Origin of the sequence: Streptomyces sp. NPDC006235 (genome assembly GCF_040613735.1) — a bacterium.
Taxonomy (GTDB): Bacteria; Actinomycetota; Actinomycetes; order Streptomycetales; family Streptomycetaceae; genus Streptomyces.
This window is the reverse complement of the sequence record NZ_JBEXSR010000046.1, coordinates 72,536-80,996: the sequence shown is the minus strand read 5'-3', so window position 1 is coordinate 80,996 and position 8,461 is coordinate 72,536. Positions and strand designations below refer to the sequence as shown.

Below are 8,461 nucleotides of genomic sequence, written 5' to 3'. Positions count from 1 at the left end.
CAATCCACACCGAACCCAGAGGCCCTCGCCCCGTTCAAGGACCACTCAAGGCGTGTCGCCCGTCACCAACGTCCCCGGACAGCACATCTAGGGCCTGCTGCGGTTGGTCGGAAGCACCCCGCAGGACCGGGTATTATTTTCTCCGTCGCCGCCGCGAGAACGCGCCAAGCGGAACGCGGTCGGCGGGAGTCATGCGCCGCTAGCTCAGTTGGTTAGAGCAGCTGACTCTTAATCAGCGGGTCCGGGGTTCGAGTCCCTGGCGGCGCACTGATGAAGGGCCTCTCGTGGGAGCGGGAGGCCCTTCGGCGTGTTCGAGATCCTCCCTGGTCAGCAGGCGGTACGCGCTCTCCCCCGGCGGCCGCCACCACACCGGGTCCGCACACCGCAGGCCCTCCCGCCGTAACGCCGCCCGATGGATCTTGTTCGTGGCCGTCACCGGCATCCGCCCCGCCGCCCGCACGAACCGGGGCGCCATCTTCGTCCCCAGGTCGGGCTGGGCGAGCAGGAACCTCTCGAACGCCTCCGGGTCGAAGGTCCCGGCGATCGTCGCCATCACCTGGTCCCCGGTCACCGGATCCGGCACGGCATACACGGCGACGGCGGCGGCACCCTCGTACCGGGCGAGGATGTTCTCGATCATCGCGGCGGCCAGGTTCTCGCCGTCGACGCGGAGGCGGTCGTCGGTGCGGCCGGCGAAGTAGAGGTAGCCGTCGGCGTCCCGGTAGAAGAGGTCGCCCGTCCAGTACCAGCCGTCCCTGGTCCGCTCCGCCTCCGCCGCCGCATTGCGCCAGTAGCCCTCGAACGGGCTGGGTCCCTGGTTGACCAGTTCGCCGATCGCCTCGCCCCCGTTGAGCAGCCGCCCCGCCGCGTCGAAGCGGGCCGGCGGGCACTCCTTACGGCTCTCCGGGTCGAGGACGACGAGCCCCGAAGCCGCCCGGCCGACCGCGCCCGGCGGGGTCCCCGGCGACCACTGCACCGCCGCCCCGCCCTCCGAGGAGCCGTATCCCTCCACCAGCCGCACGCCGAACCGCCGCTCGAAGGCCGCCGCGTCCACCGCGCCCGCCTCCGTGCCGAAGCCCAGGCGGAGGGGGTTGTCCCGGTCGTCGGGGCGGGGCTCGGTGGCCAGGACGTACTGGATCGCCCGGCCGACGTAGGTGAAGTACGTCGCCCCGTGGCGGCGTACGTCCGGCAGGAAGCGGGACGCCGAGAAGCGCCGGCGCAGGGCCACGCCCGCGCCCGTCACCAGCGCGGGGGCCCAGCCGGCGATCACCGCGTTGCCGTGGAACATCGGCATGCAGAGGTAGTGCACGTCCTCCGGGCCCAGGGAGAACTGGCCGGCCAGGGAGCGTCCGGCGGCTGCCAGGCGGCCCTGGGAGCAGAGCGCGGCCTTGGGCGCGCCGGTCGAGCCGGAGGTGAAGTAGAGGAGGAAGCGGTCGCGGGGGGTGGCGCGGGAGGCGTCCGGGTGTGCGCCGGCGTAGGGGGCCAGGAGGTCGGCGTACTCCTCGGTGTCCGTCACCAGCAGGCGCGTGCCGGGCAGGTCCAGGCCCCTGAGCAGCGACAGGTGGGTCCGCTCGGTGACCAGGATCCGGCACTCGGTGTGCAGGATGTCGCGGGCGAGTTCGGCGCCCCTGCGGGTCGGGTTCACACCGGCGACCGCCGCCCCGGCCAGGGCCGCCGCGCCCAGCCACAGGGGGAACTCGGAGGTGTTGTCGAGGAGCACCCCGACGTGGGGCTCGGCGCCCGGCGGCAGCAGGTCGCCGAGCAGGGCCGCCCGGGCCGCCGCTCCGGACGCCACCTCGTGGTGGGTCAGGACCTCGTCCTCGCACCACAGTCCCGGCCGGTGATCGCCCCACCGCTCGGCCATGAGTTCCGCGACCGTACCCGCCGCCGCCCTGGTGTCCATGGGCGCGCAGGGTAATTGACGGGCCGTCAGATGTGGAGGGTCACGGCGTCAGGCTCGTCCCGCTGCCGCCGCTGAAGAGGAAGTCGCCGTACGGGCCGAAGATCTGGACGTACGTGACGACGAAACCGGCGCAGAACACGACGATCACGCCGAGGAACGTCAGGATGCCGAAGGTGGCCACCGTGTGCTTCGCCCGGCTCGGCGGCTGCGCCGTGGCGACGACCTGCCGGCCGTCGCTGTAGTAGACCGTGACGTAGTCGCCCTCGACGATCGTGCCCGGGCCGCCCTCCTCCTCGAACCGGATGACCCGGCCGTCGCGCGTGATGAACTCGTACACGTGATGGAGCGCCGTGCTCACGGCGGTGTGGCCATGCCCTCCGCCGACCGTCGCGTACGCGCGCAGGCACCGGCCCTCGGCCGTCAGCCCGCTGTTCCAGGCGCCCCGGATCTGGAGCCAGCGCCGCACGACCCGGTACGCCATGAAGACCGCCACGGCCATGATCAGGCCGGGCACGACGTAGAAGATCACGTCCATCGCGCATCCCCCGAGGTCGATGCGCCGGCCCCGATCAGCCGGCGTGGGAGGAACCTACCCACACCGGCCGCACCGGTGACTCAAGGGAACCTCAGAACGTTCAGGCTTCTTGTGAGGGACCTCGGGGCTTCTGCGGTGCCACCCGGTCGAGTGATGCATCGAGAACGTGCAGTGGACGCTCGTACGTCTGTGTAGGTTCGATTTCATGAAGCTGGTGGTGCAGGTCAAGCTGCGCCGACGCCCGTGCGGGCGGCGGCACTGAGGTGACTCTGCGCGCCTGCAACGAAGCGGCGATCTGGGTCAGCGAGGTTGCGTTCGAGAAGGGTGTGCAGCGGAACTTCGCGCTGCGCGAGCACACCTACGGACAGATCAAGGCGCGGTGGGGTCTGGGGGCGCAGGCCGCACAGCACGTGATCAAGAAGACGTGTGACGCGTACGCCACGCTGAAGGCGAACCTGCGGGCCGGGAATCTGGGCAAGCCAGGCTCGAAGCGCTACCGCAGGGCTACGCAGAAGCCGGTCGTCTTCCGGCCGCAGAGCGCGCAGCCGTACGACGACCGGATGCTGTCCTGGCAGATCGCCGAGCGGCGGCTCTCGATCTGGACGACTGCCGGGCGGATCAAGGACGTGGCGTTCACCGCGTCCCCGGAGCAGCTGACCACCCTGGCCTTGCACCGCAAGGGCGAGTCCGACTTGATGTACCGCGACGGCATGTGGTTCCTGAACGCCACCTGTGAAGTGCCCGAAACTCCGCTGAACACCGATCCGGTGGACTTCCTCGGCGTCGACCTGGGCATCGTGAACATCGCCACCACCTCCGACGGCGAGATCATGGCAGGGCGGCAGATCAACCGGAGCCGGGTACGGGAGCGCGCGCTGCGTACCAAGCTGCAGAAGAAGAACACCCCGTCCGCGAAACGCCGGCTGAAGAAGCGCAGGCACAAGGAAGCGCGGCGGGCGAAGGACATCACCCACAAGATCGCGAAACACATGGTGGCCGAGGCAGAACGCACCGGTCGCGGGATCGCCCTGGAGCACCTGACAGGCATCCGCGAACGGGTACGGCTTCGAAAGCCCCAACGGGCCACCCACTGCAGCTGGTCGTTCTCCCAGCTGGGGCGGTTCATCGCGTACAAGGCCCGCAAGGCGGGAGTGCCGGTGGTGTACGTCGATCCGGCGTACACCTCTCGTACTTGCGCCGAGTGCGGGCACATCGACAAGGCAAACCGGGTCTCCCAGGCCTGGTTCGCGTGCCGGTCCTGCGGATTCGTTGATCACGCAGACCGGAACAGCTCCCGCAACATCCGTACTCGTGCACGGGAGTTGTGGCGACGCGGGGCCTCGTCAACGGCCCCTGCCCCGCCACCGCGTCAGCGGGGCGGGGCAGGACGCAAACGCAGCGTCACCGCCAGTGATGCCCGTTGTGCAAGCCCGTCGCCTTAGCGACGGGCAGTTGAAAACGTCACGTCCGAGCACGCGTAGAAGGCGTTGCCCGTGTCGGCGATCGTCCACACCGCCAGGATGACGTGGCGGCCGCTCAGCCCGGACGGCAGCCTGCCGCTGTGGCTGAGCGTGGACGGGGGCCGCTGGCCGTTGTACGGCACGGTGAAGAACGGCGTGAGGTTGAGGTCGGACCGGGCCAGGTTGTGGTTCTGGTTCCAGCCCGGCTTGGTGATGTAGTACTTGAAGTCGGTCGTGGCGTGCATGGCCGTGAACTGCCAGCGGAACGTGTAGGTCTGTCCGCCCGTCACCTTGGTGGTGGGCCAGGCCCCGCCGGACGGCGTCCGCGGCGCGCTGAGCTGGCTGAACTGGCCGAGGCCGGCGTTGCATATCTGTCCGTCGGCCGGGCCGGAGGCCGGGAAGCCCTTCGGGCCCTCGACGCTCTGCGGTTCCCATTGGATCGGACCGCAGTTGGTCACGGTGCCGTTCTGGCAGAGCTTCTGCCGGCTGACGGGGAGGTCGGTGTAGCCGTGGCCGCTGGCGCCGCCGGAGGAGAGTACGAGGGCTCCGGTCGTGGCCAGCCCCACCGCGGCTGCGGACAACTTGGTCCTAGTGCGCATGCTGCCGCTCCTGGAGAACGTGGGGGAGGTGCAGTGAGCTGTGCAGGTAGGTCTAGACCAAGTCTGAGAGTAAGGACGTCAGTTGAACATGTCCATACCAATCACGGAGCTGTTTCTCCCCGGCCCGCGCAGAACGCCACCGTCAGGTCCTTCACCAGCGCCTTCCGCTCGTAGTCGTCGAGTTCGACCAGCCCCCGCATGGTCAGCCGGGTCACCGTGTCCTCCACCGAGTCCACGACCGAGGTGAGCACGCTCGCCCGGTGCTGGGCGTCCAGCGCGGCGATGCGGCGGCGGTGCATCGCGGCGGCGACCTCGGGGGCGTATTCCACCCGGACCGGCTGCACCGAGAACACCTCCAGGCCGACCGCCGCCGCGTCGGCCGCCACCAGCCGGCTCAGCGCCTCGGCGGCCGCGTCCGTTGCGCCCTTGGCCCCGCCGGGCATCTCCACCGGCACCCGGGCCAGCGCCGCCTCGACGCACTCGCGCAGATACGTCTCGTGGTCCTCGACGCCCAGCGTGGCCCGCGCGGTGTCCCGCACCCGCCACACCACCAGGACGACCACCCGCAGCGCGACCCCGCTCGCGTCGGCGGCCGGCACCGGCTCGCTGCGCCAGTGCCGCAGCCGTACGTCCACCCGGCGGCGCAGCAGCAGCGGGTTGACCCACAGCAGACCCGAGCGCCGGACGGTCCCCCGGTAGCGGCCGAACAGATCCAGCACCCAGGCCCGCCCGGTCCGGCCCCGGGCCAGCCCGCCGAACCCGAACAGCCCGAGCGCCCCGGCCCCCGCGTACGCCGCCCACTGCGCGGGACCGAGCCCGGCCCCGGTGTGCGCGGGCAGCCGCAGCGCCTCCAGCACGAGCGGCGGTAGCAGCCCGGCCCACCAGGAGGTGGCCGCGCACCCGGCCGCCCCGCACACCCCGGCCAGCACCCCCGCCGCCCCGGGCAGCACCCGTGCGGGCCGCTCCGCCAGGTCGGGGTCGACCTGTGGCGCCGGGCGCGGTGCCACGGCCGGCGGGCGTCCGAGGCGCGGTTGCTCCCCCGTGCCCTGCCGGCGGGCGACGACCGCCGGCTTCAGCGGTACCGGCGCCGGGTAGGGGTCGTCGCGGAACAGCAGGTGGACGGGGATCTCGGTGGTGGCCTCGTTCTGGATGAGCCGGGCGGGCCTGACCGGTCCGTCGGCCAGGCCGCCGGCCGGCCCGTCGGGCTCGGACGTGTGGGAAGTGGTCGTACTCATGGGTGCCTCCAGCCTCCGCGCCAGATGCGTCACAACGGTGATCCCCGGTGCCCGGGGTCCGGGCCCCCCCGGGGCGGGCTTCACGAGAAGAGCCGCCGCCAGGTCTCGGGACCCGGGTAGCCGTCCGCCGCGCCGCCCCGCCAGCCCTGGGTGCGCTGGAAGGCCTCGACGGCCCGCCGGTCCGCCTCGCCCCAGCGCGGTCCCGGTCCGACCCGGTAGAACCTGCCGAACCCCTTGCGCACCAGCCGTCTCCCCAGCTGGGTGACGTACGGGTTGCTGGCGCCGGGTCGGAACATCGCCCGGCCCGGGTAGCCGGGGACGCCGTGGGAGGAGGGCGGCGGCCCGACCGCCCCGGCCTTCACGTCCTTGCCCTTGCCGGTGACCAGCAGCTCCCAGGTGCGCGGGCCGGGCAGGCCGTCGGCGTCGGCGCCCGTCCAGCCCTGGGCCAGCTGGAAGGCCCGGGTCGCCCGCCGGTCCGCGTCCGTCCAGCGCGGGCTCGGGCCCAAGGCGTAGGAGCCGCCGGCCCCGCGCGCGACCAGCATCCGGCCGAGCAGCGTGACGTACTTGTTGTTCGCGCCGGGGCCGAAATACGCCGCTCCCGGGTAGGGCGTGGCGGCCGGTGCGCCCGGTTTCCCGCCGGCCGGTTCCTTCCCCGGCACGGTCCCCTGTTCCTTCCCCGGCTCCGGGGTGACGCCCTTGTACCGGTAGGGGACGTACTGGTCCGAATCGTTCCAGTAGGCGTACGGGGTGGACTGCCGGCGGGTGTGCGGGCGGGTCTGCTCGTAGGCGGTGTAGGAGCTGTGCGTGTAGTCCGTCCAGCCGCCGAAAATCACGACGTGCGAGCCGCTCTCCGGGGCGGCCTCATTGTGGAAGAGCAGAATGTCGCCCGGCTGGAGTTCCTCCTTGGAAATCCGCTCACCGTATTGGGCGAGGCTGCCCGTCCATTCGTTTCCGGGCAGCTTCCAGGCCATCGAGACATAGCCCGAACAGTCCTGGCGGTAGCCGTCGGACCAGTAGTCGTTCATGCTGTACGGCACCTTCGCGGCGACCCAGGTCCTGGCCCGGTTGATGATCTCCGTACGGGTGATGGCGGCGGGCTTGAGGGTGGCCGAGGGCTTCACGGGACGACCGCCGGGGCCGTACAGCGGTGCCTTGCCGCCCTGGGGAGTGTCAGGCTCGTCACCTGCGGAAAAGCCGGGTCGATGGGGTGGTGCCTGCGGGGCGGCCGCGGCCGGTACGGCGTGGCCCGCGCCGAGTGCCGCCGAAGCCACGGCGGCCAGGGCGAGGGCACGGTGTGCGGCCGGGTGGGCGGTGGTGCGGCCGGCCCAGGAATGCGGCAGGGCGCGGCGCCAGTGGACGCATCCGGGGCAGTCGCAGTCGCTCGCGGGGTCGAATTCCTCGAATACCGGAGACCTCATGCGATTCCCCTCACACTTCCGGCGGAAAAGGCCGCGCCTGCACCCGTCCGGGCGCGCGTCGTCAGTTTCTCAACTGTTTTCCGCACGCGCATGCTGACGGTCCGAATGATGTACGCGGCCCCGCAGGGGACCCCCTCTCGGGGCCGGAGCCCGTGGTCCGGAGCACCTCCCGGCGTCCTGTAGAGTTACGTCGTCAGCGCGCGCCGCTAGCTCAGTTGGTTAGAGCAGCTGACTCTTAATCAGCGGGTCCGGGGTTCGAGTCCCTGGCGGCGCACGATGCCGGTGGCGGCTTGGGTTCGCGGAAAGCGCGAACCCAAGCCGCCACCGTCTTTTCTGCGCGGCTTCGCCGGGCGCTGTGGGGGCTCCGCCACCCACACCCCCGCCTCTCGGCGTCGCAGCGAGCCGGAAAGCAGAAGCCCGGCGCAGTCCAGTCACACCGACCGGAAAGCCCCTCGCGGAAGCGGGGCCTTTCGCATACCCGGCCACGGCCCTGGTCCACTCTGGCCGGAACCCGGTCCACCGCGCGATTGGCCGGATACCCTCTCGCCATGGCAGCGCGTGATCTCCAGGAGCGGATCAAGAAGCTCATCATCGACCGCCGGCTGGCCTCCGGGGCCCCGCTGCCGACCGAGCCCGAGCTGATGGAGTACCTCGGCGCGAGCCGGAACTCGGTGCGGGAGGCGCTGAAGGCGCTCCAGGCCATGGGCATCGTGGAGATCCGGCACGGCTTCGGCACCTACGTCGGCCCGATGTCCCTGGCCCCGATGATCGAGGGCCTCGCCTTCCGCACGGTCGCCGGGCACTACCGGGGCGAGGACTCCCTGCTCCAGCTGCTGGAACTCAGGGAGGCCGTGGAGACGGGGCTCGTCTCCCGGCTCGCGGGGCGGATACCGCGCGCGGACCTCGTTGAACTGGACGGGCTCGTCGGCCGTATGGAAGAGCAGGCCGCGCGCGGAGCCGGTCTCGCCGAGACCGACCGGGCCTTCCACGCCACCCTCTACCGGGGGCTGGACAACGTGCTGCTGAGCGAGGTCCTGGAGGCGTTCTGGGACGCCTTCCACCGGGTCCGCACCGACCTCGGGGGCGAGCCGCAGGACCCGAAGGTCACCTGCCGGCAGCACCGGGAGATCCTCGACGCGGTCCGGTCCGGCGACTCGATGCGGGCGGAGGAGGCCATAAGAGAGCACTTCGGGAACATCCGCGCCCGCCTGTCCACAACCACTCCACAGGCTCCCCACACCCACCACAATGAACGCGTATGACCGGTAAACGCCGCGTTTCGCACCTTGCGATCATGATGAGCGCCGTAGA

Annotated in this window: 7 protein-coding genes and 2 tRNA genes; 4 read left to right on the top strand and 5 right to left on the bottom strand. The window is 71.3% G+C overall.

The genetic code is table 11. The features are described from left to right. Positions 1-193: 193 nt before the first annotated feature. Positions 194-267, top strand: a tRNA-Lys gene (locus tag ABZ192_RS36445). Here the strand turns inward: ABZ192_RS36445 and ABZ192_RS36440 are convergent. Together ABZ192_RS36440 and ABZ192_RS36435 are read right to left on the bottom strand one after the other, a co-directional pair. After that, the gene (locus ABZ192_RS36440; protein WP_356928753.1) at positions 233-1,903 is read right to left on the bottom strand and encodes a long-chain-fatty-acid--CoA ligase; all 1,671 of its coding nucleotides are present in this window, start codon (positions 1,901-1,903) and stop codon (positions 233-235) included. The genes ABZ192_RS36445 and ABZ192_RS36440 overlap by 35 nt on opposite strands. Before the next feature lie 40 nt (positions 1,904-1,943). Next, positions 1,944-2,438 carry a hypothetical protein gene (locus tag ABZ192_RS36435; RefSeq protein ID WP_356928752.1) on the bottom strand — a complete coding sequence of 165 codons (495 nt, stop codon included), beginning with the start codon at positions 2,436-2,438 and terminating at the stop codon, positions 1,944-1,946. Between the two features lie 263 nt (positions 2,439-2,701). Here ABZ192_RS36435 and ABZ192_RS36430 point away from each other — a divergent pair, with 263 nt between their 5' ends. After that, positions 2,702-3,880, top strand: coding sequence for a transposase (locus ABZ192_RS36430; RefSeq protein WP_356928751.1), 1,179 nt, complete (start codon positions 2,702-2,704; stop codon positions 3,878-3,880). Here the strand turns inward: ABZ192_RS36430 and ABZ192_RS36425 are convergent. The 3 genes from ABZ192_RS36425 to ABZ192_RS36415 form a co-directional block, all read right to left on the bottom strand. Beyond that, entirely contained in the window at positions 3,877-4,497 is a 621-nt protein-coding gene (locus ABZ192_RS36425) for a lytic polysaccharide monooxygenase (protein WP_356928750.1), read from the bottom strand. The genes ABZ192_RS36430 and ABZ192_RS36425 overlap by 4 nt on opposite strands. 101 nt (positions 4,498-4,598) lie before the next feature. Further along, complete coding sequence (locus ABZ192_RS36420) at positions 4,599-5,732, bottom strand: SPFH domain-containing protein (protein ID WP_356928749.1); 1,134 nt, start codon at positions 5,730-5,732, stop codon at positions 4,599-4,601. 80 nt (positions 5,733-5,812) lie between these two features. After that, positions 5,813-7,150 carry a peptidoglycan-binding protein gene (locus ABZ192_RS36415; RefSeq protein ID WP_356928748.1) on the bottom strand — a complete coding sequence of 446 codons (1,338 nt, stop codon included), beginning with the start codon at positions 7,148-7,150 and terminating at the stop codon, positions 5,813-5,815. 200 nt (positions 7,151-7,350) lie between these two features. Between ABZ192_RS36415 and ABZ192_RS36410 the strand changes: the two genes are divergently transcribed. Both ABZ192_RS36410 and ABZ192_RS36405 read left to right on the top strand, forming a co-directional pair. Further along, positions 7,351-7,424 (top strand) — tRNA-Lys (locus tag ABZ192_RS36410). Positions 7,425-7,698: 274 nt separating this feature from the next. After that, positions 7,699-8,412, top strand: a complete 714-nt coding sequence (locus tag ABZ192_RS36405) for a FadR/GntR family transcriptional regulator (RefSeq protein ID WP_356928747.1) — start codon at positions 7,699-7,701, stop codon at positions 8,410-8,412. The last annotated feature ends 49 nt before the right edge of the window (positions 8,413-8,461 follow it).